This window comes from Friedmanniella luteola, from assembly GCF_900105065.1.
Taxonomy (GTDB): Bacteria; Actinomycetota; Actinomycetes; order Propionibacteriales; family Propionibacteriaceae; genus Microlunatus; species Microlunatus luteolus.
On record NZ_LT629749.1, the window covers coordinates 2,623,168 to 2,644,947 of the forward strand.

Annotated in this window: 18 protein-coding genes; 7 read left to right on the forward strand and 11 right to left on the reverse strand. The window is 74.5% G+C overall.

Annotation, left to right across the window (positions count from 1 at the left end):
* Positions 1–2: 2 nt before the first annotated feature.
* The 3 genes from pdxT to BLT72_RS12390 all read right to left on the reverse strand — a co-directional run bounded on the left by pdxT (position 3) and on the right by BLT72_RS12390 (position 3,251).
* Positions 3–608 (reverse strand): pyridoxal 5'-phosphate synthase glutaminase subunit PdxT, encoded by a 606-nt coding sequence (gene pdxT / locus BLT72_RS12380; RefSeq protein WP_091413170.1) that lies wholly within the window; start codon positions 606–608, stop codon positions 3–5.
* Entirely contained in the window at positions 605–1,522 is a 918-nt protein-coding gene (gene pdxS / locus BLT72_RS12385) for a pyridoxal 5'-phosphate synthase lyase subunit PdxS (RefSeq protein WP_091413171.1), read from the reverse strand. The genes pdxT and pdxS overlap by 4 nt, the downstream gene beginning before the upstream one ends.
* 61 nt (positions 1,523–1,583) lie before the next feature.
* Positions 1,584–3,251: a PucR family transcriptional regulator gene (locus BLT72_RS12390; RefSeq protein ID WP_197677012.1), complete on the reverse strand. Its 1,668-nt coding sequence runs from the start codon at positions 3,249–3,251 to the stop codon at positions 1,584–1,586.
* Between the two features lie 124 nt (positions 3,252–3,375).
* Between BLT72_RS12390 and pruA the strand changes: the two genes are divergently transcribed.
* Both pruA and BLT72_RS12400 read left to right on the forward strand, forming a co-directional pair.
* Positions 3,376–5,055, forward strand: a complete 1,680-nt coding sequence (gene pruA / locus BLT72_RS12395; RefSeq protein ID WP_091413172.1) for an L-glutamate gamma-semialdehyde dehydrogenase — start codon at positions 3,376–3,378, stop codon at positions 5,053–5,055.
* Complete coding sequence (locus BLT72_RS12400) at positions 5,055–6,035, forward strand: proline dehydrogenase family protein (RefSeq protein WP_091413173.1); 981 nt, start codon at positions 5,055–5,057, stop codon at positions 6,033–6,035. Before pruA ends, BLT72_RS12400 begins: the two co-directional genes overlap by 1 nt.
* A 15-nt stretch (positions 6,036–6,050) precedes the next feature.
* Here the strand turns inward: BLT72_RS12400 and BLT72_RS12405 are convergent, their stop codons facing one another.
* On the reverse strand, positions 6,051–6,920 hold the full coding sequence (locus BLT72_RS12405) for a universal stress protein (RefSeq protein WP_091413174.1): 870 nt from the start codon (positions 6,918–6,920) through the stop codon (positions 6,051–6,053).
* Between the two features lie 27 nt (positions 6,921–6,947).
* Positions 6,948–8,777, reverse strand: a complete 1,830-nt coding sequence (locus tag BLT72_RS12410; protein ID WP_091413175.1) for an amino acid permease — start codon at positions 8,775–8,777, stop codon at positions 6,948–6,950.
* A gap of 210 nt (positions 8,778–8,987) precedes the next feature.
* On the opposite strand from BLT72_RS12410, the gene BLT72_RS12415 reads away from it, so the two are divergent.
* Positions 8,988–10,154 (forward strand): PucR family transcriptional regulator, encoded by a 1,167-nt coding sequence (locus BLT72_RS12415; RefSeq protein WP_197677013.1) that lies wholly within the window; start codon positions 8,988–8,990, stop codon positions 10,152–10,154.
* Positions 10,155–10,190: 36 nt separating this feature from the next.
* On the opposite strand, the gene BLT72_RS12420 is transcribed toward BLT72_RS12415, so the two are convergent.
* Positions 10,191–10,748: a hemerythrin domain-containing protein gene (locus tag BLT72_RS12420; RefSeq protein WP_091413177.1), complete on the reverse strand. Its 558-nt coding sequence runs from the start codon at positions 10,746–10,748 to the stop codon at positions 10,191–10,193.
* A gap of 29 nt (positions 10,749–10,777) precedes the next feature.
* On the opposite strand from BLT72_RS12420, the gene BLT72_RS12425 reads away from it, so the two are divergent.
* Entirely contained in the window at positions 10,778–11,380 is a 603-nt protein-coding gene (locus tag BLT72_RS12425; RefSeq protein ID WP_091413178.1) for a mismatch-specific DNA-glycosylase, read from the forward strand.
* Positions 11,381–11,483: 103 nt separating this feature from the next.
* Here BLT72_RS12425 and BLT72_RS12430 read toward each other — a convergent pair whose 3' ends face one another.
* Positions 11,484–12,158, reverse strand: coding sequence for a GOLPH3/VPS74 family protein (locus tag BLT72_RS12430; RefSeq protein ID WP_157720473.1), 675 nt, complete (start codon positions 12,156–12,158; stop codon positions 11,484–11,486).
* Between the two features lie 80 nt (positions 12,159–12,238).
* On the opposite strand from BLT72_RS12430, the gene BLT72_RS12435 reads away from it, so the two are divergent.
* Positions 12,239–13,528, forward strand: a complete 1,290-nt coding sequence (locus BLT72_RS12435; protein ID WP_091413180.1) for a M16 family metallopeptidase — start codon at positions 12,239–12,241, stop codon at positions 13,526–13,528.
* Complete coding sequence (locus BLT72_RS12440) at positions 13,525–14,871, forward strand: M16 family metallopeptidase (RefSeq protein WP_091413181.1); 1,347 nt, start codon at positions 13,525–13,527, stop codon at positions 14,869–14,871. The genes BLT72_RS12435 and BLT72_RS12440 overlap by 4 nt, the downstream gene beginning before the upstream one ends.
* A 100-nt stretch (positions 14,872–14,971) precedes the next feature.
* Here BLT72_RS12440 and BLT72_RS12445 read toward each other — a convergent pair whose 3' ends face one another.
* The 4 genes from BLT72_RS12445 to BLT72_RS12460 all read right to left on the reverse strand — a co-directional run bounded on the left by BLT72_RS12445 (position 14,972) and on the right by BLT72_RS12460 (position 20,017).
* Complete coding sequence (locus tag BLT72_RS12445) at positions 14,972–17,812, reverse strand: UPF0182 family membrane protein (RefSeq protein ID WP_091413182.1); 2,841 nt, start codon at positions 17,810–17,812, stop codon at positions 14,972–14,974.
* 116 nt (positions 17,813–17,928) lie between these two features.
* The gene (locus BLT72_RS12450; RefSeq protein ID WP_091413183.1) at positions 17,929–18,477 is read right to left on the reverse strand and encodes a PPA1309 family protein; all 549 of its coding nucleotides are present in this window, start codon (positions 18,475–18,477) and stop codon (positions 17,929–17,931) included.
* Between the two features lie 56 nt (positions 18,478–18,533).
* The gene (locus tag BLT72_RS12455; RefSeq protein WP_091413184.1) at positions 18,534–19,580 is read right to left on the reverse strand and encodes a YlbL family protein; all 1,047 of its coding nucleotides are present in this window, start codon (positions 19,578–19,580) and stop codon (positions 18,534–18,536) included.
* On the reverse strand, positions 19,577–20,017 hold the full coding sequence (locus tag BLT72_RS12460) for a molybdenum cofactor biosynthesis protein MoaE (protein WP_091413185.1): 441 nt from the start codon (positions 20,015–20,017) through the stop codon (positions 19,577–19,579). Before BLT72_RS12460 ends, BLT72_RS12455 begins: the two co-directional genes overlap by 4 nt.
* 176 nt (positions 20,018–20,193) lie before the next feature.
* Between BLT72_RS12460 and BLT72_RS12465 the strand changes: the two genes are divergently transcribed.
* Complete coding sequence (locus BLT72_RS12465; RefSeq protein ID WP_091413186.1) at positions 20,194–21,774, forward strand: zinc-dependent metalloprotease; 1,581 nt, start codon at positions 20,194–20,196, stop codon at positions 21,772–21,774.
* The last annotated feature ends 6 nt before the right edge of the window (positions 21,775–21,780 follow it).

A 21,780-nucleotide genomic window follows, 5' to 3' on the forward strand; every position in this document is an offset into this window, starting at 1 on the left:
CCTCAGCGGCGGACGCAGCTCTCCAGGAACAGCGCGTGCAGCCGGCGGTCCGCGGTGGCCTCGGGGTGGAACGAGGTGGCCATCAGGACCCCCTGCCGGACGGCGACAGCGCGGGTCGTCCCGTCGGCGGGCAGGGCCACCGAGGCGAGCACCTCGACCGACGGTCCTGACCGCTCCACCCAGGGCGCCCGGATGAACACCGCGTGGACGGGCCCGCCCGGCACGCCGCAGACGTCGAGGTCGGCCTCGAAGGAGTCGGTCTGCCGCCCGAACGCGTTGCGCCGGACCGCCACGTCCAGGCCGCCGAACGTCTGCTGGTCCGGCCGGCCGTCCAGCAGCTCGGCCGCCAGCAGGATCATCCCCGCGCACGAGCCGTAGGCGGGCAGGCCGGCGGCGAGCGCCGCCCGCAACGGCCCGCGCAGGCCGGTCACCCGCGCCAGGGTGTCGATGGCCGTGGACTCCCCCCCCGGCAGCACCAGGCCGTCGAGACCGGCCAGCTCCGCGGCGCGGCGCACCCGCCGGGTCGTCGCCCCGCAGGCCGTGAGGGCGCGCTCGTGGTCGACGACGTCCCCCTGCAGGGCGAGGACGCCGACGAGCGGCCCGCTCACCAGCCGCGCTCGGCCAGCCGGTGCGGCTGCGGGATGTCGTCGACGTTGATGCCCACCATGGCCTCGCCCAGTCCGCGGGACACCTTGGCGATGACGTCGGGGGCGTCGAAGAACGTGGTGGCCTGGACGATGGCCGCCGCCCGCTGCTCGGGGTTGCCCGACTTGAAGATGCCGGAGCCGACGAAGACCCCCTCGGCGCCGAGCTGCATCATCATCGCCGCGTCGGCGGGGGTGGCGATGCCGCCGGCCGTGAAGAGCACCACCGGCAGCTTCCCGGCGGCCGCGACCTCGGCGACGAGGGCGTAGGGCGCACCCAGCTCCTTGGCCGCGAGGTACAGCTCGTCGGCGGGCAGGCTCTGCAGCCGGCGGATCTCGCCGCGGATCGTCCGCATGTGCGTGGTCGCGTTGGAGACGTCACCGGTCCCCGCCTCGCCCTTGGACCGGATCATCGCCGCGCCCTCGTTGATCCGGCGCAGTGCCTCGCCGAGGTTCGTCGCCCCGCAGACGAAGGGCACCGTGAACGACCACTTGTCGATGTGGTGGGCGTAGTCGGCCGGGGTCAGCACCTCCGACTCGTCGACGTAGTCGACGCCGAGGGACTGCAGCACCTGGGCCTCGACGAAGTGCCCGATCCGGGCCTTCGCCATCACCGGGATCGAGACGGTGGCGATGATCGAGTCGATCATGTCCGGGTCGCTCATCCGGGACACGCCGCCCTGCGCACGGATGTCGGCGGGCACCCGCTCCAGCGCCATCACCGCGACCGCCCCGGCGTCCTCGGCGATCCTGGCCTGCTCGGCGGTGACCACGTCCATGATCACGCCGCCCTTGAGCATGTCGGCCATCCCGCGCTTCACCCGGTCGGTGCCGACCTGGGCTGCGGTGCCGTCGGCCGGGGTGTTCGGAGTCGTCATGGGACCATCCTCGTCGCTCGACGCCCCGTCCGCGACCGCGTCCAGCCGCCAGCCACCGCGGTCAGCGCGGCGACCGGCGCAGCACCGCCAGCTGCAGCTCGACGAGCAGCCGGGTGTCGGCGTCGGCCAGCTCCATCCCCAGCAGCTGCTCGGCCCGCCGCAGCCGGTAGCGCAGGGTGTTGGGGTGCACGCTCAGCTCGGTGGCGGCGGCGCGGACGTCGCCGAAGTGGCGCAGGTGGGCCTCGACGCTCGACCGCAGGGCCGACCCGTGGCGCGCGTCGTAGGCCAGCAGCGTGTCCAGCCGGGGGTCGCGGAGCGCCGGCTCCGCGGCCACCAGGTCGAGGACCTCGCCCAGCAGCACCGCCGTCCGGGCGTCGGCCAGGGTGGTGACGCCCTCCTCCGCCGGCGTCTGGTCGAGCACCCGGTCGACCTCGGCCCGCGCCAACGGCACCTCGGCCAGCGAGGCCACGGGGGCCGCGACGGCCGCCCGCAGACCGGCACCCGGTCGGCTGCGGAGCCGGCCGAGCACCCCGCTGGTCCAGCCCGCCACGGCGGTCGCCGTCCCCGCCCGCGGCAGCAGCAGGTAGATCCGGTCGCCCAGGGTGGTGACCAGCGACTCGCGCGCGAACGCGCTCGCGTGCAGCCGCAGCGCGTCCGCCCGCTCCCCCAGCAGCTCGGCCGGAGCCGGGCCGACGGCGCCGAAGCCGACGACCACGGCCGGGCCCCCGGTCGGGAGGCCGAGCGAGGCCGCGAGCGAGGGGACGTCGACCCCGCCGCCGCGCGCCCCGAGCAGCCGCTGGATCTGCACGGCCTCGTGCGTGGGGGCGTCCCGGGCGCGGGTGATCAGCCGCGCCGCGACGGCCGACGCCCCGCGGAGCACCGCCTCCGCGTCGGGCGCGAGCGCTGCCGCGCCCTCCTGCACCCAGATGGTGCCCAGCAGCCGGGGCCGGGGCGGCCGGCCCGGCAGCACCTCGGCGACCGTCTCGCGCATGCTGACCACCAGCCGCCGTCGGAGGCCCAGCTCGGCGTCGGCGGGCACCTCGACCACGGCGTCGGAGCGCCGCAGCCGGTCGTAGACCCCCCAGGCCCGGAGCCGTTCCAGGTACCGGGGCGGGCCGGCGCGGCCGAGGATCGACAGCCGGCGGAGCTCGTCGGCGGCGTCGTCGGAGGCCGAGTAGGCCAGCACCCGCGCGTGCTCGTCCTCGATGCTCACCATCCCGCGGGTCAGCGCGGAGAGCGTCTGCGCGAGTCCCGCCAGGTCGGTGTCGACGCCGGCGGTACCGCGGGCCAGCGGGGAGTCCGCGCCGCCGAGCGAGCGCTCGAGCAGGTCGCGGGCGGTGGCCAGCAGCTGCTCCCAGCGCGCCTGCGGGTGCACGCCCACCAGCGCGACGCCGGCGGCCCGGGCCGCGGCGACCAGCGCCGGCGCCCGGCCCGCGGCCTTGGTCAGCACCGCGGCGGGACGCCCTTCGGCCGGCCGGCCGGCCAGCCAGCCCGCCGCGTCGGCCGCCGGGACGCCGGCCAGCAACCACAGCTCGGCGGGTCCCCGCGGGCGCGTCGCCGGGTCCGCCAGGTCGTCGGCGTCCACCAGCGCGACGGTCGCCACCTCCACCGGGGCCGGTCCGGGGACGACCAGCTCGGCCGAGGCCGGTGCCAGCGCGCGGAGCAGCGCGTCCAGCGGCACCCGGCCGGGCGTCCAGGCCGGGGAGGCCCCGGCGTCGGTCGTGGTCACCACGCTCCTCCTTTGTCGGATCGGACGAAGTCTAGAGCCGGAGTTCAGCCCGTCGGCTGAGACGTCGGCGGCTCCTCGCGGCTTGGATGGAGTCCTCCACCCCCGCCCACCTCGAGGAGATCCCGTGGACGCCGCCACCGTCGTGCCCGTTCCGACCAACGAGCCGGTGCACGACTACGCCCCGGGCAGCCCCGAGCGGGCCCGGCTGGAGGCCAGGCTCGCCGAGCTCGCCGCCACCCCGCAGGACCTCCAGCAGGTGATCGGCGGCCGCCGCCGCCGCGCCACCGGCGCGGAGCAGCAGGTGGTCCAACCGCACCGGCACGCCGCGGTGATCGGGCGCTACACCGACGCCACGCACGCCGATGTCGCCGACGCCGTGGAGGCCTGTCAGGCCGCCGCGCCGGCCTGGCGCGACCTCCCCTTCGACGAGCGTGCCGCGGTGTTCCTCCGCGCCGCCGACCTGCTGGCCGGCCCGTGGCGGGAGACGATCGCCGCCGCCACGATGCTCGGCCAGTCGAAGACGGCCTACCAGGCCGAGATCGACAGCCCCTGCGAGCTGGTCGACTTCCTGCGCTTCAACGTGCACTTCGCCGCCCAGATCCTCGCCGACCAGCCGGTCTCCTCCCCCGGCGTGTGGAACCGGGTGGAGTACCGGCCCCTGGAGGGCTTCGTCTACGCGATCACCCCGTTCAACTTCACCGCCATCGCCGGCAACCTGCCCACCGCGCCCGCGCTGATGGGCAACACCGTGCTGTGGAAGCCGTCGCCGACCCAGGCGGTCGCCGCGTACCTCACGCTGCAGCTGCTGGAGGCGGCCGGCCTGCCGGACGGGGTGATCAACCTCGTCCTGGGCGACGGCCCGCTGGTCTCGGAGGTGGCCCTGGCCGACCCCCGGCTGGCCGGCATCCACTTCACCGGCTCGACGGCCACCTTCCAGTCGCTGTGGAGCCAGGTCGGCGCCAACATCGGCCGCTACGCCGGCTACCCGCGGCTGGTCGGGGAGACGGGCGGCAAGGACTTCGTCGTCGCGCACAGCTCCGCCGACCCCGACGTGCTCACCACCGCGCTGATCCGGGGCGCTTTCGACTACCAGGGCCAGAAGTGCTCGGCGGCCTCGCGGGCCTTCGTCCCCCGCTCGGTCTGGGACCGGATGGGCGACGACCTCGTCGCCAAGGTGGGTGGGCTCAGCTACGGCGACGTCACCGACCTGAGCCACTACGGCGGCGCCGTCATCGACCAGCGCGCCTTCGACCGCAACGTCGCGGCCATCGAGCGCGCGAAGGCCACCAGCAGCATCACCATCCCCGTCGGCGGCAGCTACGACGACCGCGAGGGCTACTTCGTCCAGCCGACGGTGCTGCTCGGCGACGACCCGTCCGACGAGGCGTTCCGCACCGAGTACTTCGGCCCGATCCTGTCCGTGCACGTCTACGACGACCGCGCGCCGGGCGCCTGGGGCGACCTGCTCGGCTCCGTCGACCGGGGTTCGGCGTACGCGCTGACGGGAGCGGTCATCGCCACGGACCGGCACGCCGTGCAGGAGGCCAGCCACGCGCTGCGCTTCGCCGCGGGCAACTTCTACGTCAACGACAAGCCGACCGGCGCCGTCGTCGGCCAGCAGCCGTTCGGCGGGGGTCGGGCGTCCGGGACCAACGACAAGGCCGGCTCGGCGCAGAACCTGCTGCGCTGGACGTCGGCCCGGACCATCAAGGAGACGTTCGTCCCGGCGACCGACCACCGCTACGCCCACCAGGGGCCGCAGACGGGGGCCCAGCGCGAGTCGGCGGGGCGGGAGTCCGCCTGATGGCCGCGCTGCTCGACCACCCCGTCCTGGCCAACCCGCTGCGGCCCGTGCTGCTGGCCGCCGGTCGCTCACCGCGGCTGGGGCGGACCGTCAGCCGGCTGGGTCTCACCCGCCGCGTCGTCGACCGCTTCGTGCCCGGGGAGTCCGAGCGCTCGGTGGTGGAGGCCGCCGCGGCCCTGCTGGCGTCGGGCCGCTTCGTCTCGGTCGACCACCTCGGCGAGGACACCACCGACGCCGCCCAGGCCGAGGCCACCGTGCAGGCCTACCTGTCGTTGCTGCGCGCCTACGCCGACCTGCCCGTGCCGGCCGGGTCGGCGGTGCCGGCGCTGGAGATCTCGCTCAAGCTCTCCGCCCTCGGCCAGGCGCTGCCGGGGAACGGCGACGAGGTCGCCCTGGCGAACGCCCGCACCCTCTGCCGGGCCGCTGACGCCGCCGGGGTGTGGGTGAACGTGGACGCCGAGGACCACACCACCACCGACGCGACGCTGGCGGTCGTCCGCGCGCTGCGCGAGGACCACCCCACGGTGGCGACGGTGCTGCAGGCCTACCTGCACCGCACGGAGGACGACTGCCGGAGCCTGGCCGGGACCGGCTCGCGGGTCCGCCTGTGCAAGGGCGCCTACGCCGAGCCCGCGTCGGTGGCCTTCCAGGGCGCGGCCGAGGTGGACGCCTCGTACGCGCGGTGCCTGGAGGTGCTGATGCGGGGCGCGGGCTACCCGATGGTCGCCAGCCACGACCCGGCCCTGATCGACGCCGCGCTGGCCCTCGTGACCGAGACGGGGCGCGGGCCGGACGACTACGAGTTCCAGATGCTCTACGGCATCCGGGACGCCGAGCAGCGCCGGCTGGTCGCCGAGGGGCACCACGTCCGCGTCTACACCCCGTACGGCGACCAGTGGTACGGCTACTTCATGCGCCGGCTGGCCGAGCGCCCCGCGAACCTGGTGTTCTTCCTGCGCTCGCTGGTCAGCCGCGGCTGAGCGTCGGGTCCCCGGTCATCCGCGCGCGGTCAGCACCACCGGCACGGGCGAGCTCCGGACGATCTTCGAGGCGTGCGAGCCGAGGAAGAACCGGCTGATCGCCGAGCTCGAGGTCCCGATGGCCAGCACGTCGCCCTCGGCCCAGGGCACGTCGGTGAGCGCGCCGGGCCAGGAGTCGCCCTGGCCGACGACGGTCTCGACCCGGGTGGCCACCGCGCCGGCCCGCAGGGCCCGGTCGACGTCGTCCTGCAGCACCCGGCGCCACTCCCCGGCCACCAGGGCGTCCGCGCCACCGGGGACCGCGCCGCTGAACACGTTGACCGGGTGCACGGCGAAGCAGGCCACCCGCAGCGTGGCGCCGATCCGGTCGGCCACCCCGGCCGCCGTCCGCAGCAGGTCGGTGTCGCCGTCGGACCGGCCGAAGGCGACCGTCACCCGGCGGACGCGGGTGCCGTCGCGGGCGACGTAGCCGGCGGGGGCGAGCGCGACGGGCACCTCCGAGCTGTGCAGGAGGCGGTCGGCGACCCCGCCGAGGCTGACCCGGCCGTAGCCGCTGGACGCCGACGAGCCGAGCACCACCTGGGCGGCGCCGACCTGCTGGGCCACCTCGAGCAGGCCCGCCGGGACCGAGCGGTCCCGCCGCACCCGGTACTCGACGGCGAGGTCGTCGCCCATCCGGGTCCGGGCCTGGTCGAGCACCTCCTGGGCGGACCGCTCCTGCAGCGCCTGGAACTCCGCGTCCACGCGGTAGGGGCTCGGCGGCCAGGGCGTGGGCACGACGGTGACCACGACGACGTCCTCCCCGGCGGAGCGGGCCAGCACCGCCCCGAGGTCGAGCGCCGACGACCCCCGCTCACCGGGGGCGAGGGCGACCAGGATGGTCATCGCCGGCTCCCCCGGACCTGCGCCGGCTCAGACACCGACGGCGGCGGACTGGACGACGACGTGCGTCACCGGCAGGTCGTGGGCCTCCCGGGCCCGGTCGACCACGTCGTAGCGCAGCCACGCCGACCGGTCCGGCGGCAGCGTGCAGATCACCAGCCGGTCGGGGTGGAAGCTGTCGACGGCGTCCGCCAGCGCCCGCAGCGGCTTGTAGCTGCCGAGGGCGCCGTCGGCCTCCAGGCCCTCCCGGCGCAGCAGCTCCAGGGTCCGGTCCAGGCGGGCCTGCGCCGCCTCGGTGGTCGCCTGCCACACGAAGGCCGCGCCCTGGTGCATCGCCTGCCCGGTGTCGATCGGGTTCGCCGGCACGCAGACGAAGTACCGGGCGGCGCCCGAGCGGTCGATGGCCCGCAGCTCGTCCATCAGCTCCGCGCCCTCGACCGTCTCGTTGGCCAGCACCAGCACCCGCTGGGCGGCCGCGCCGTCCGGCCCGGGCGCCTGGTCGACGGCCTCCCGCGGGGCCCGGTTGCGCAGCCGGCGGGTCGCGAAGAACAGGGCGATGACGAGCGCCCACGACGCCAGGCTCAGCAGCAGCTGGGTGCGGGCGTCCTCGTCGAAGGCCATCTGCACGAGCACGGCCACGATGGCCGCGACCACGACGAACGACAGCACCGGGAAGGCCCACATCTTGACGGTCAGCTTCTCGGGCGAGGTCCGCCGCCGCAGGATGATCTGCGAGATCGCGATCAGCAGGTAGACGAAGAGGATGACCGCGCCGGAGGAGTTGAGCAGGAAGGAGAACACCCGCTCGGGCGACACCGCCGCCGCGATCACGCAGAGGAAGCCGACGACGGTCGAGGCCAGGATGGCGGCCCGCGGCACGCCGCTGCGGCTGACCTCCATCAGCGCGGCCGGCGCCTCCCGGCGGGCCGCCAGCACGAACAGCATCCGCGAGGACGTGTACAGCCCGGAGTTGAGGCAGGACAGCACCGCCGTCAGCACGACGGCGTTCATGATGTCGTCGGCGTAGGGGATGCCCATCTGCTGGAACGCGGCGACGTAGGGCGACGCGGCCAGGTCGGCGGAGTTCCACGGCAGGATGACCGCCAGCAGGAAGATCGAGCCGACGAAGAACACCGCGATGCGCAGGATCACCGAGTTGGTGGCCTTGGCGATGGAGCGACCGGGGTCCGGCGACTCGGCCGCGGCGATGGTGGCCACCTCGGCGCCGACCATGGAGAAGATCACCACGACGACGGCGGAGAAGATCGTGCCGATGCCGTTGGGGAAGAACCCGCCCTGCTGGGTGAGGTTGCTGAAGTCGAGGTCCTTGCCGGGCCAGAGGCCCAGCACGAACACCCCGCCGAGGACGAGGAAGACCACGATGGCCGCGACCTTGATGCCCGCGAACCAGAACTCGAACTCCCCGAACGAGGACACCGAGAACAGGTTGGTGAGGGTCATCAGCGCCATCAGGATGAGCGACATCAGCCACAGCGGCGCGTCGACCCAGTACTGCAGCACCTTCGCGCCGGCCACCGCCTCGAAGCCGATGACGATCACCCAGAAGTACCAGTAGAGCCAGCCGACCGAGAACCCCGCCCAGCCGCCCAGCGCCTGCCGGGCGTAGTCGGCGAAGGACCCCGTGGACGGGTTGGCCGTGGCCATCTCCCCGAGCATCCGCATCACCAGGATGATCAGCAGACCGGTGATGGCGTAGGTGAGGAACGCCGCGGGGCCCGCCTCGCCGATCACGGTGCCGGAGCCGACGAACAGGCCGGCGCCGATCACCCCGCCCATCGCGATCATGGTCAGGTGCCGCTGCTTCAGGCCCTTCTTGAGCTCGGTCGGTGCTGCCTGCATGGAGTCCCCTGAGGTCCGGTCAGGCGGGCCTGACGCTGCTGGGTGGACCGGTCGCCGTCGTCCTCGACCGGGCCGGGCGGTGCGGCGGGGCGCGCACGGCCCCTGCCGTTCATCCAACGGCACGGCTCTGGACACGTCTACGCACAGATGCCACGGTGATCAGGCTGATCCTCAGACGATTGGCGAAGCCAGGTGACAGGGGGCCACGCCGTGCGACCAGAGCTCCAGGACATCGTCGACGAGACGTCCCGCCTGCTCCGCGCCGACGTCACCCTCGAGGACCGTGACTTCAACCTGGTGGGCTACGGCACCCAGCGCTCCGAGGTCGACGCCGTCCGGCGCAGCTCCATCCTGCTGCGCACCTCCACCCGGCCCATCCGGGACTGGTTCGAGCAGTTCGGGATCGCCACCAGCCCCGACCCGCTGCGCACCCCGGCCGACCCGGCGCAGGGCGTCCGGTCCCGGCTCTGCCTGCCCTGCCGCTGGCGGGGCGTGACCTACGGCTACCTGTGGGCGCTGGACGAGGCGACCGCGCTGGACGACCCGGCCGTGCGGCGGGCGGCGGCCCTCGCCGAGCACGCCGCGTCCTACCTCGCCGCGGCCAGCCGTCAGCAGGACGACACCGCCTACGCCGTCGCCGACCTCGTCTCCCCCGACCTGGAGAAGGCCCTGCTGGCGGCGGAGCGGACGGCCGACGCCGGGGTGCTGGAGCGCGGGACCCCGGTCGTGGCGGTCGTGGTGGGCGCGTTCGGTGGGCCGACCCCGGCCCCGCTGGCGCCGAACCTGTGGAGCCTGCCGCGCGCGGTGCTGACCGGGCGCGGCGCGACCAGCACCACCCTGGTCGTCCCGGTCCGGGACGCGGAGGGCGCCGGCCTCGCGGAGGAGGCCGCGGTCCGGGCCCTGGAGCTGTACGCCGCGGAGCTGCCCTCGGACTGGCCGGGGCAGCTCGTCGCCGGCCTCGGCTCCCCGCGGCCCGACGCGGCCGAGCTGCGCGGCAGCTGGCTGGAGGCCCGGCTCGCGGCGCGCGTCGGGGCGGCGGTGCCGGCCCTCGGCCCGGTGGCGCGCTGGTCGGAGCTCGGCCTCTACCGGCTGCTGGCCGCGCTGCCCCGCGACGAGCTGGCCCCGCTGGTGCTCGACCCGCCGGTGCGCCGGCTGCTCGAGCACGGCGACCCCGAGCTGGTGCGCACCGTGCTCACCTACCTCGACCGCGCCGGCAACGTCCAGGAGGCCGCCGAGGCGCTGCACGTCCACCGGCAGACGCTGTACTACCGGCTGACCAAGGTGGAGACGCTCACCGGCCTGCGCTTCGGCGACGGGCAGGACCGGACCTGGCTGCACCTGGCCCTGCTGCTGCAGCCGCTGCTCGACGCCGGCTGAGACCGGACGCCCGACCCTGCGGCCGGGGCCGGTGGGTCAGTCCTCCGCGTCCTCGTCGAGCAGGCCCTCCTGCTCGGCGCGGGCCACGATCGCCCGGACGTTGTCCAGCCGGCCGCAGTCGCCGTCGATCAGCGCGTTGCGCTCGGTGGCGAACACGGTGCCCAGCTCGGCGAGCTCCGGCGCCGAGACCTTCGCGCGGGCCGGGTTGAGGATCGTCAGCTCCTCCTCGGTGAGGTGGTGGTTGATCAGCCGCGACAGCTCCTCGACCGCCTCGTCGAACTCCTCGCCCTCGACGCTGGTCAGCTCGAGCACGTCCAGCAGCGCCTGGTTGCCCTCGGCGTGCTCGTGCTCGCCGTGCTGGGCCTCGTGGTCGCCGATCGCGTGGTCGTCGCGCAGCGTCGGGTAGACGTGGCGCTCCTCGGCCTCGGCGTGCGCGACGTGCAGGGCGGCCAGCGCCCGGCGGACCGCGTCCCGGTCGGAGCTGGCGTCCCGCAGCTGGCGCAGCAGGGTCTCGAAGCGGCGGTGGTCGTCGAGGATCAGCTCGACGACGTCACCGGCCACGGGGCGGCCGAGGTCGATCGGGGTCGCGGTCATGGCGGTCACGCTACCGGTAGGTTCGGACGGTGAAGTTCACCCGAGCGGAGCTGGAGAGCTTCCGCGACCGGGCGGTCCCCGACCTCGCCGGACCGGACGTCCGGCTGGTGTTCGTCGGCATCAACCCGAGCCTGTGGACCGCCGGCACCCGCACCCACTTCTCGCACCCGGGCAACCGCTTCTACCCGGCGCTGCGGCTGGCCGGCATCATCGACCGCGACCTCGACCGGGCCGCCGGGATGACCGAGGACGACCGCGCCTACTTCGTCCGCCGCGGCATCGGCCAGACCAACCTGGTGAACCGGGCGACCGTCCGGGCCGACGAGCTCGACGCCGAGGAGCTGCGCGCCGGGGCCGCGCGGCTGCGCACCTTCGTCCGCACGCACACCCCACGGGTGGTGGCCGTGCTGGGCATCACCGCCTACCGGACGGCGTTCGGCCACCCGGGGGCCCGCGGGGGCGAGCAGCCCGAGCCGTTGGAGGGCGCTCGGCTGTGGGTGGTGCCCAACCCGAGCGGGCTGAACGCGCACGAGACGACGGCGACCCTGGCCGCGGCCTACGCCGAGCCGGCCCGGGCCGCCGGCCTGCTGCCGCCGTCTCCCGCTCCCGCTCCCGCTCCCGACACCGGGTGAGCGAAGGGTGGGTGCACCCACCACCCGTTCACGCGTTCCGCAGCCACGCCGTGGACGACGTCGTCGTCTGGTCCCTGCTCGTCCACGGCTCGTCCGGCCCGGCTCAGCCGGCGCCGCCGGCGGCCGCCGCCGTGGTCGCGGCCGCGACCTCGTCCAGGGCCTGCTTCACCGCCTTGGCGACCCAGTCGCCCTCGCTGAGCTCCTTCGCCCGCCGCTGGACCAGCCGCCGGTCCTGGTCGGGCAGCACCTTGGGCAGCAGCCCCGCCACCCGGAGCAGGGCGACCAGCACGACGGTGCGCTCGGCCGGGGTGGTGCCGGCGACCAGGGCGCCGTGCAGCCGGCGCCGCACCTCGTCCTCCGGGCCGCGGTCCCGAGCCGGCCAGGTGGTCCAGGGGAACAGCCCGAGCACCTTCTCCTCCACCCGCTCCAGCGCCCCCGCCCGCGCCAGCCGCTCCGCCAGCCGCTCGCGGAGGCCCTTGGTGATCCGCCGGCTCGACATCCCGCTCAGCAGGTCCTTCACCCGGCGCCCCTCGGCCGCGACGACGGCCGCCAGGGCGCGGTCCAGCTCGGCGTCGTCGGTCGGCCGCGGGTCGGTCACGGTGACCCGGCCCCGCCGCGACCAGCCCTCCTCGTCGCTGGTGACCCCGATCCGCTCGGCCAGCGCCAGCTCGGCGACCAGCGCGCCGCCCAGCGCCGGGTCCAGCCGGTCGGTGCCCACCAGCCGGCGTCCAGTCGTGTCGTCCAGGGCCAGCAGCAGGAGCTCCTCGGCGATCAGCACGGCCACCACGGTAGCGACGGCGCCGTCCGGGCGCGGCCCTGCGGCACGCCCGGTCGGGTGCCTCGTGCTGTGATGGGGCCATGAGTTCCGGCGCCGGCGCGACGCTCGCCTACCCGATCGTCCAGCGCACGCTGACCAACGGCCTCCGGGTCGTCGCCAGCCCCGACCACCAGACCCCGACGGTGGCGGTGAACCTCTGGTACGACGTCGGGTCCCGGCACGAGGAGCCCGGCCGCACCGGGTTCGCCCACCTCTTCGAGCACCTGATGTTCCAGGGCTCGACGCACGTCCCGTCCGGGCAGCACATCGGCCTGCTGCAGGCCGCGGGCGCGTCGGTGAACGCGACGACCTGGTTCGACCGCACGAACTACTTCGAGACGCTGCCGACGGGCGGGCTGGACCTCGCCCTGTGGCTGGAGGCCGACCGGCTGGCGGGCCTGCTGGACACCATGACCCAGGAGAGCCTGGACAACCAGCGCGAGGTGGTGAAGGAGGAGAAGCGCCAGCGCTACGACAACGTGCCCTACGGCGACGTGATGGAGCGGCTCATCGCGCTGACCTTCCCCGCCGACCACCCCTACGGCCACACCACCATCGGCTCCATGGACGACCTCAACGCGGCCACGCTCGGGGACGTCCAGACGTTCTTCCGCACCCACTACATGCCGAGCAACGCCGTCCTCTCCATCGTGGGTGACGTCGAACCGGACGAGGCCTTCGCCCGGGCGGACGCCTACTTCGGCGGCCTGCACAGCGGCCAGCAGCCGACCCGGGCCGCCGTGCCGCCGCTGCCGCCGCTCACCGGCGCCGAGCGCGACGAGACCGCCGCCGACGTCCCGGCCGAGGCCGTCTACCTGAGCTGGCGGCTCCCGGTCCGCGGGACGCCGGCCTTCGACGCCGTCGACCTGGCCTTCTCCGTCCTCGGGCACGGCCAGACCTCGCGGCTGCACAAGAGCCTGGTGCGCGGCGCGGAGGTCGCCGAGAGCTCCGGGGCCACCGCCCTCGGCCTCATCGGCGGCACCTCCTACGGCTTCGCCTACGCCCGCGCCCGCGACGGGGTCCCGGTCGAGCAGGTCGAGGAGGCCCTGGTGGCCGAGGTCGACCGGCTGGCCACCACGCTGCCCACCGAGCGCGAGCTCCGCCGCGCGCAGGCCCAGTTCGAGCGGCACTGGCTGCACGAGCTGGCGCGGGTCGACTCGCGGGCCGACGCGCTCGGCGAGCACGCGACCCTTCACCGCAACCCCGCGCTGGTCAACACCCGGATCGCCGAGGTGAACGCCCTCACCCTCGACGACGTGGCCGAGGCCGTCGGCTCGGTCGTCCGCAGCGACCAGCGCGCCACCCTGACCTACCGCCAGGAGCACGCGTGACCACCTCCCCGTCCCAGCCGCCGGTCGGCCCGCCCGGCGCCTGGTCCTTCCCGACGCCCGTCGAGGGGGCCCTCCGGAACGGGATCCGGACCCTGACCTTCGACCGGCCGGGCCAGCACGTCGTGTCCGCGCACCTGGTGCTCGACCTGCCGCTGGACGCCGAGGAGCGCGACCTCGAAGGGGTCGCCACGATCACCGCGCGGGTCCTCGACGAGGGCAGCCGCGCGCACCCGGGCGAGGAGTTCGCGGAGCTGGTGGAGACCGAGGGGGCCGGCTTCGGCGTCGAGCTGACCCTGGCCGGCACCCAGCTGGTGCTGGACGTCCCGGCCTCCCGGCTGGACCGCGCGCTGGAGCTCTTCGCCGAGGCGGTCACCACCCCCGCCCTGGCCGACGACGACGTCCGCCGGCACGTCACGCTGCGGCTGGCCGAGATCGAGCAGGCCCAGGCCAACTCCGCGCAGACGGCCACCCACACCTTCAAGGCAGTGACCTTCGACGCCGGCAGCCGGGCGTCCCGGATGAACGGCGGCGAGGCGGCGACGGTCGCCGCGGTCACGCCGGACGCCGTCCGGGCCTTCCACGCGCGCCACTACGGTCCGGCCGGGGCGACGCTGGTGCTGGCGGGCGACTTCTCGGGCCTCGACCCGGTCGCCCTGGCCGAGACGCACCTGGGCGGCTGGCGCAACGACGCGCAGGTCCGGGTCCCCTACCGGGCCCCCGCCCCCGGGGGCCGCAGCACGGTCGTCGTCGACCGGCCCGGCGCCGTCCAGGCCGACGTGCGGTTCGGCGCCTTCAGCGTCGACCGCACCGACCCGCGGTGGGCCGACCTCACCGTGGCCAGCTACGCGATGGGCGGCGCCTTCCTGTCCCGGCTGAACGCCGTGCTGCGAGAGGACAAGGGCTACACCTACGGCGTCCGGATGGCGTTCTCGCCGATGCGGTCCGGGGGCAGCTTCGCCGTCCAGGGCTCGTTCCGGACCGAGGTCGTCGCCGACGCGCTGCGGCTGACCCGGGAGCTGCTGCAGACGGCGGAGCGGCCCTTCACCGAGGACGAGGTCCGCGAGGCCGTCGCCTACTTCGTCGGGGTCTCCCCGCTGCGCTACGCCACCGCCGACGGCGTCGCCGAGCAGGCCGGCACCAACCTGCTGCTGGGGCTGCCGGTGGACTACGTCGACCGCTCGCTGGCCGCGCTCGCCGACGTCACCCCCGCCTCCGCCACCCGCGCCTTCCAGGAGCTGGTCCGGCTCGACGAGCTGGGCCTGGTCGTCGTCGGCGACGCCGACGTGGTCGCGGAGCCGCTGCGGGCGGTCGGGTTCCCCGACCTCGAGGTCCGCCCGCGCTGACGGCGGCGGCACCGGGCCCGGCCCTCCGCTCGTCGGCGCACGCGGACGCACGACGAGCCCCCGGGTCCCCCCGGGGGGCTCGTCGTCGACCGGTCCGGTCCTAGCGGCCCATCGCCCGGAGCGCCCGCTCCGTGGCGGCCTGGGCCTCCTCGATCCGGCTCTGGTAGGTGCCCAGGTCGCCGGCGGTCAGGGCCTTGTCGGCGGCCTCGAAGGCCGACTGGGCCTCGTCCAGCGCCTCGGTGGCCGCCGAGCTGTTCGGCGTCCCCGTCCCGGGCTGGGTGGGCTCGGCCGGCTCGTCCTCACCGGTCGACGCGCCGGAGTCACCCTTGAACACCTGGTCCAGCGCCTGCTGGAGCGTGTCCCCGATCCCCACCGACTGGCCGAAGCGGACGATCACGAACCGCAGCGCCGGGTAGGAGCCCGTGCTGCCCTGGCGCTGGGTGTAGACGGGTGTCACGTAGAGCAGGCCGCCGCCGACGGGCAGGGTCAGCAGGTTCCCGAAGGACGACTGCGCGGTGCCCTGCTGGAACGGTCGCAGCCGTTCGGCCACCGTCTCGTTGGTCGTCATGGCGTTGAAGGACTGGCCCGGGCCGTCGATCTGGGTGGTGTCCGACATCTGCAGCACGCGCATCCGGCCGTAGTCGGGGCTGCTCGCGTCCGCGTTGACCGCCATGTAGGCGGCGAGGTTGGAGCGACCCCGGGGCACGAACGCCGTGGTCAGGGAGAAGATCGCCCGGTCGTCCTCCGGCCACTTCACCGAGAGGTAGAACGGCGACTCCTTCGCCTGCCCGGCGGTCTTCACCGGGTCGTTCGGCACCTCCCACAGCGCCGAGTTCTGGTACCAGTTGTTCGGGTCGGTCTGGTGGTACTTGGCCAGCACCTGGCGCTGCACCTTGAAGAAGTCCTGCGGGTAGCGCAGGTGGTCCTTCAGCTCCGGCGAGATCGCGTCCCGGGACTCCACGACGCCCGGGAACGCCTTCTGCCAGGTCTTGAGGATCGGGTCCTCGGTGTCCCAGGCGTAGAGCTTGACCGAGCCGTCGTAGGCGTCGACCACGGCCTTGACCGAGTTCCGCATGTAGTTGATGTCGGAGTTGGGCTGGGCGACGACGGCGCCGCCCGAGGTCGTGGTCTGGGAGTCGGTCGTCACCTGGCTCAGCGGCACGCGCTGGCTGTAGGGGTAGGAGTTCGAGGTCGTGTAGCCGTCGACGATCCAGACGATCCGCTTGTCGACGACGGCCGGGTAGGCGTCCCCGTCGACCTTCAGCCACGGCGCGGCCTTGAGAACGCGCTCCTTGGGGGTGCGGTCGTAGATGATCTTGGACGCCTCGTTCACCCGGCTGGACAGCAGGATGTTCACGTCGGCGAACTTGGCGGCGTACAGGACGCGGCGCCACAGGCTGCCGATCCCGACGCCACCCGAGCCGTCGTAGGTGAAGGTCTTCGGGCTGCCGCCCTCACCGCCACCCGGGGTGTCCAGCTCGACGGGCGGGGTCCCCGCCGGGGCGCCGACGATCGAGTAGTCGATCGACGGGGACTCGCCGAAGTAGATCCGCGGCTCGGCCTCGTCCAGCTCGCCGGTGGGCGGGATGCCCTGGGCGATCCACTCGGGCTCGCCGCCGCTCTGCCGGCGGTTGCCGTAGGCAGCGACAAGCCCGAAGCCGTGGGTGTAGACGGTCTTGAGGTTGTTCCAGTTCTGGCCCGGCACACCGGCCAGGTTCAGCTCGCGGACCCCGACCACGGCGTCGGTCTCGGCGCCGTTGATCGTGTACCGGTCGACGTCGAGGGTCTCGGGGAACGCGTAGTAGCCGCGGACCTGCTGCAGCTGCTCGTAGGCCGGGCCGACGACGCTGGGGTCGATCAGCCGGATGCCCGGCAGGGCCTCGGCGTCGGTGCGCAGCTGGCCCGCCGTCGCGGTGGTCTTGGCGGAGTAGCTGGTGATCTCGACGTCGTCGATGGCGTAGGCGGCCCGGGTCGCGGCGATGTTGCGCTCGATGTAGGGGCGCTCCCGGGTCGGCTCGCTCGGCCGGACGCTGAAGTACTGCACGGCCCCCGGGTAGATGACGCCCAGCACGATCCCCGACAGCACCATCAGCACCAGGCCGATGGTCGGCACCACCCAGCGGCGGAGCACGGCGTTGGCGAAGAACAGCAGCGCGCAGATGACCGCGATGACCGCGAGGATGGCCTTCGCGGTGACCGTCGCGTTGTCGGCGGTGTAGTTGATGCCGGTCAGCAGCTGCTGGTTCTGGATCTCCAGGCCGTAGCGGTCGAACCAGTACTGGACGGCCTTGACGACGATGGCCAGGCCGATCAGCACCGACAGCTGCGCCTGGGCGGCGCCGCTGGCGCCGCGACGCGAGCCGGAGAACCGCAGCCCGCCCATCACGTAGTGCACCAGGGCCGAGGCCACGGCGCTGAAGCCGAGCACCGCGAACAGGAACGAGAGCACGAAGCGGTACCAGGGGTAGCCGAAGACGAAGAAGCCGATGTCCAGGCCGAACTTGGGGTCGGTGATCCCGAAGGGGGTGCTGTGCCGCCAGGCCAGGTAGGTGAAGATCTGGCCGCTGGCGGCGCCGCCGGCGAACAGGCCCAGCACGACGCCGATGGCCACCACGACCCAGACGAAGCGGGACTCGAGCACCTCCCGGTAGCGCTCCAGCAGCGGGCTGCTGGCGGCGCCGACCCGCACCTTGGGCCGGAACCGGTAGGCCAGCGCGGCGCTGGCGGCCACGCAGGCCGCCATCACCAGGCCGAACACCGCGAACAGCCCGATCCGGGCCAGCAGCATGGTGCTGAACACCGAGCCGAAGTCGAACGAGCGGTACCACAACCGGTCGGTCCACACGCTGGTGAAGATGGCGAAGAGCACGACCAGGACGGCCGCGATCACCAGGGTGGGCAGGATGGCACTCCGGCGTCCACCGATCCGTACGCTGCTCAACGAACTCGACTCTCCCTAGGGTTCTCTGACACCGGACGGGATCCCCGGCACGCCGTGGACCTCGCCCGCACAACCGCGCGAGGAGGGTGCGGGGTTCCCCGCCACCCCCTGGACGGTCACGCCAGCGTATGCGCCAGCGCCGCACCGAGCCCCGGCACGAGGTCCTCGGCCCCGAGAAGTTCACCCGGTCGTGACACCAGCCGGGCGACACCGTGGGTGTTGCCGGCGCGGTCGGCGCCGACCACGACCCGGATCTCCTCGCGGTCCGGGTGGGCGGCGACGTGGGCCGCGGCCGCCGCCGGGTCGTCGGGGATGTCGGCCTCGGCGCCCGCGGGCAGGAAGGTCCGCTCGGCGCTGACGGCGCAGCCGAACACGGTGTCGGGCCACTCCAGCTGCTCGAGGTCGGCCACCAGGTCGTCGGTGGGCACGAAGCCCTCCTGCTCGATGGCGGTGAGAGCGCCCGGCGGCCCGCCCTCGGCCGTGGTCCGCAGCCCCAGCTCGCCCGCCAGCTCGGGCTCGGCGGCGGCGAAGACGTCGGTCAGCACCAGCGCGAACAGCCGGGCGGGCTGGTCCCAGCCGGCGGCGCCGACGTGCCGCTCCAGGTCGACGAGGGCGGCGACCAGGGCGTCGTGCTGCTCGGCGGGGTCGAGGGGGGTGGTGCTCATCGGGTTCACGTCCTGGCTCGGTGGGGCGCCGGTGGTCTCGGTGGGGTGCGGGTGGGTCAGCAGCGCGGGACGCGGGCCGCGCCGTCGGGCTGCTGCAGCGTCTCCAGGGCACCGATGGCGTCGCGGAGGGTGGCGACCCTGACCAGCGTCATGTCGGTCCGGACCCCGGCCAGGTCGTCGCAGTTGCTCGCCGGCACCAGGAAGACGCTCGCTCCCGCGTCCTCGGCGCCGGCGATCTTCTCCTGGATGCCGCCGATGCCGCCCACCTCGCCGTCGGGGGTGATGGAGCCGGTGCCGGCGACGTGGCGGCCGGCCAGCAGCTCGCCCGCGGTGATCTTGTCGTAGATGGCCAGCGCGAAGACGAGGCCGGCGCTGGGCCCGCCGATCCGCTGGCCCAGCTCGAAGGAGATCCGCGGGTCGTAGCGGTAGCCCGTGCCGAGGGTGATGCCGACGACCGGCACCCCTTCCTGGGTGGTGGAGACGACGGTGGGCACCGCCACCTCCTGCTCCCGGCGCTGCCGGACGACGGTGAAGGTGACGCTCTCCCCCGGCTTGTGCGCGCGGATCTGCCGGCTGACGGCGTCCTGGTCCTCCGTGGGGACGCCGTCGACGGCGAGCACGAGGTCACCGGGCAGCAGCTTCGTGTGCGCCGGACCGCCGACCGTGACCGAGAAGATCGCGGGCAGGGCGGTCACCGGCTGGCCGTCGGACCGCAGCGCTGCGACCACCGCGTCGTCCTGGGCGGTGGACATCATGTCGGCGTCCTCGGCCTGCACCTCGGCGGCCGACTTCCCCGGCGCGTAGACCGAGTCGAGCGGGAGGGCGTCCCGGTGCGGCAGCCAGTAGGCCAGCAGGGCCTGCGGCAGGCTCAGCCGGGCTCCCGCCGGGGTCACGGAGACGACGGTGAGGTCGAGCCGGCCCGACGTCGGGTGGGTCGCGATGCCCTGCACCTCGATGATCGGCTTCCCGTCGACCGCGCCGAGGGTGTCCCGGGTGCTGCCCGGCCCCCAGGTGACGAAGGGCACCGGGATGACGACGAGGGCGACGGCGAGCAGCACGAAGACCAGCGCCGAGACCAGCGCCGTCCAGGTCTGACGGGTCACGTCTCGTCCGCCGCCGGCAGCCCGACCCACGCGACGCCGCCGCCGGCGAAGGCCTGCTCCTTCCAGATCGGCACCTCGGACTTGAGGTCATCGATCAGCTGGCGGCAGGCCGCGAGCGCCTCCGCCCGGTGCACCGCCCCGGTGGCCACGACGACGGCGAGGTCGCCCACCTCGAGGTGCCCGACCCGGTGCTCGACGGCGACGGTGAGGACGTCGTGGGCCTGCGCCACCCGCTCGGCGCAGGCGGCCAGGGCGGCCTGCGCGCTGGGGTGGGCGGTGTAGTCGAGGGAGGTGACGCCCTGGCCCTCGTCGTGGTCGCGGACCACCCCGACGAACAGGGCGACACCGCCGACGGCCGGTTCGCGGACCAGGCCGAGCAACCGGTCGACGCTGATCGGTGCGTCGCCGATGCTCGCCTCCCGCACTGCTGATGCCATGGCCCGACCCTAGCCGAGCCCGCTGGCGGGACCGGGTGCGGAAGGGGTTGCGCCCTGAGCGATCACGGGCCTCGGCCCGGCCCGCTCCCCGTGCCCGCGGCGAGCCGGGCGCGTACCGTGGACGGACCAGGGAGCGCGTCCGTGCCCCGTCGTGACGCCAGACATCAGGAGTGGGAATGGCCGAGGACCGGCAGCCAGGATCCGCCGACCAGCCCGAGGACGAGCCGGGCGGGACCGGCGACGCGAGCCCCGGGGGCACCACCCCGGAGGGCACCGGGCCCGCATCGCCCAACCGGGGCTACCGCCTCGGCGGCGGGTCATCCGGCGGCAGCACGTCCGGCGGCAGCGCCTCGGGCGGCGGTCAGGGTCAGCCCCCGAACCCGTTCGAGGCCCTCTTCTCCTCCCTCGGCGGCGCCGGTGGCGGCGCGGGCGACATGAACGCCCTCATGCAGCAGCTGCAGAACGCCTTCGGCATGCTCGGCGCCGGCACCGGTGGGGGCGGGCTCTTCGGCCACGGCGCCCCGGCGGCGGGCTCGGGCGTCAACTGGGACGTGACGAAGGACACCGCGCGCAAGACGGCCGCCTCCCTCGGTCCGGACCCGACCCCGACCTCGGCGCAGCAGCACGCCATCACCGAAGCCGTCTCCATCGCCGAGGTGTGGCTGGACGAGGCGACCCGCTTCCCGCGGGTCAGCACGACCGTCGCCGCCTGGAGCCGCGCCGAGTGGATCGAGAACACCATGGGCGTCTGGCGCCGGCTCGTCGAGCCGGTGGCCAGCCACATCGCCGACGCGATGGAGGGGGCGCTCAGCTTCGGGGGCGACGAGGCCGGCGCGATCCCGGGGATGGCGGGCATGGAGCAGATGCTCCGGCCGATGCTGCGCAGCTCCGGGGCCTCGATGTTCGGCCTGCAGCTGGGCCAGGGGCTCGGCCAGCTCGCCGCGGAGGTCGTCGGCGCGACCGACATCGGCCTGCCGCTCAGCGAGCCCGGCCACGTCGCCCTGCTGCCCACCAACATCGCCGCCTTCGGCGAGGGCCTCGAGCAGAGCAGCACCGACGTCACCCTCTACCTGGCCCTGCGCGAGTCCGCCCGGCAGCGGCTGTTCGCCTCCGCCGGCTGGCTCCGCGAGCAGGTGCTCGTGCTGGTCGAGCAGTACGCGGCGGGCATCACCATCGACACCTCGGCGCTGGAGCAGGCGGTCAGCCAGATCGACCCCACCAACCTGGAGGAGCTGAGCGCGACGCTCGAGGGCGGGCTGTTCGAGCCGCGGAAGACCCCGGAGCAGCTGGCCACCCTCGAGCGCCTGGAGACCATGCTGGCGCTGGTCGAGGGCTGGGTGGACGACGTCGTCACCCAGGCGACCGCCCCCTGGATGCCCGCCGCGGGCGCCCTGGCCGAGACCGTCCGGCGCTCGCGCGCCAGCGGCGGTCCCGCCGAGGCGACCTTCGCCACCCTCGTCGGGCTGGAGCTCCGGCCCCGTCGGATGCGCGACGCGGCCAACCTCTGGGCGGCGGTCCGGGAGGCGCGGGGCGTCGACGGCCGCGACGCGGTGTGGGCGCACCCCGACCTCGTACCCACCACCGGCGACCTCGACGACCCGCTGGGCTTCGTCTCCGGCGACGCGGCCGAGGAGCAGTCCGACGAGGACTTCGACGCCGCGCTCGCGGAGCTGCTCGACGGCGAGCAGCCCGGCGAGCCCGGCGACCAGGGCCCGGACGAGCAGGGCCCGGACGACCGGGGTCCCCGGCCCGCCTGAGCGGGC